Consider the following 1,548-nt stretch of genomic DNA (forward strand, 5'->3'; position numbering starts at 1 on the left):
AGGTCTTCAGTCGCCCCTGCCGCTGGGCGGCTCCCAGTTGCAGCATCAGGTCGGCCGCCGTGACGAAACGAGTCTTGAGGCCGCTCTGTGCCGCCCGATAGCCCAGCGCGATGGCCAGGTGCGTCTTGCCGACGCCCGAGGGGCCAATCAGCACGATGTTTTCGGTGCGCTCGATGAACGCCAGGCCCGCCAGCTCGTGCAGCAGGGCCTTGGGCACGCCCGGGCTGAAGCTGAAGTCGTACTCCTCCAGCGTCTTGATCGCCGGAAAGCAGGCCATCCGCGTCAGCAGCTCGCGGCTGCGCTGCTGGCGAAAGCCGTGCTCGTGCCGCAGCAGCTGCTCCAGGAAGTCGCCGAAGCTCAGGTCGTCCCTGACCGCCTGCTGGGCCAACAGTGGGTAGTGATCGACGATGCGCTCGAGCTTGAGCGCCTGGCACAGTTCGGCGATGCGCGCGTGTTGCAGGTTCATGCGCAGGCCTCCCGGATCGACTCGTAGACCGACAGCGGATGCTGCAACGACTCATACGGTACGGGTCTTGGCCACTCACCCAGCAATGGCGCCCACTCCCGCCGCAGAGCCTGCGGCAGGGGTGTCAGCAGGCCTTGCTCCCGACGCCAGCGATCAATCGGGCGTTCGCCGAGCGTAGCATGCACGCGCACGTTGGCAACCTCGGCCAGCCAGTCGCCGACCAGCCGATTGGCTGTGCTGCAATCCACCAGCAGGCCGGCGGCTTTCACCCGGCTGTGCAGCGGGTTGTAGAAGCTCTCGCGCAGGTAGCGGTTGAAGCGCTCGACCTTGCCCTTGGTGCGCGCCCGATAAGGGCGGCACAGGCGAATGCGAAAGCCCAGATCGTCTGGCCAGCTGAAGCAGGCCGGGATGGAAGCGGTGGCTGCCGTCGCCATAGGCATCGCGCTCCAGCACGACGGTCTTCATGTTGTCGAACAACACTTGCTGCGGGACGCCGCCGAAGTAATCGAAGGCCAGCAGCAACGCGTCATGCACCGAGGCGAACGACTCGTCGGACACGAAGTGGACGTAGGTCATCCGGCTGTAGCCCAGGGTGGCGACGAAGGCCGACAACGGTGATTTGGCGCGGCGGAAGACCACGAAGTCGGCCTGCATCTGCTGGCCGGGCTCGGTCTCGAAGCGCACCACCGGGCCATCATCCGGTCTGACCGGCTTGAGCCTGGCCAACCAGGCGCGCAGCTGGGAGGCGCCGCCCGGATAGCCTTGCTCGCGGATCTCGCGCATCAGCACGGTGGACGGCAGCCAGAGCGGATGCGCCTGCTTCACCCGCTCACGCAGGTAGTCATGGAAGGGGTCGAGCTTGGTGGGCCTGGGGTCTCGCGGCGAGTAGCGCGGGACGGTGTTGCGGGACACGCCCAGCATCTTGGCGATCTGCCGAATGCTGTGCCCTTGGCGGGCCAATACTCTGATCTCCACTGCTTGCTCCTGGGTCAACATGGGCGGCCTCGAAAAGGCCGCGACGTTAGCCCAGGTGGGTCAATTTTACTTCGCTGGGGTGGGTCAGTTTTACATCGGCGCTAACA

The 1,548-nt window shown here is 65.8% G+C and carries 1 protein-coding gene and 1 pseudogene; both read right to left on the bottom strand.

What is annotated here, in order from left to right:
* On the bottom strand, positions 1-466 hold a 466-nt coding region (locus BMY22_RS23330), incomplete at its 3' end, for an ATP-binding protein (RefSeq protein ID WP_167363800.1).
* Positions 463-1,462, bottom strand: a pseudogene (istA, locus tag BMY22_RS23335) (IS21 family transposase). The pseudogene istA and the gene BMY22_RS23330, both read right to left, overlap by 4 nt.
* Between the last annotated feature and the right edge of the window lie 86 nt (positions 1,463-1,548).

Origin of the sequence: Azotobacter beijerinckii, assembly GCF_900110885.1 — a bacterium.
In the GTDB taxonomy this organism is placed as follows: Bacteria; Pseudomonadota; Gammaproteobacteria; order Pseudomonadales; family Pseudomonadaceae; genus Azotobacter; species Azotobacter beijerinckii.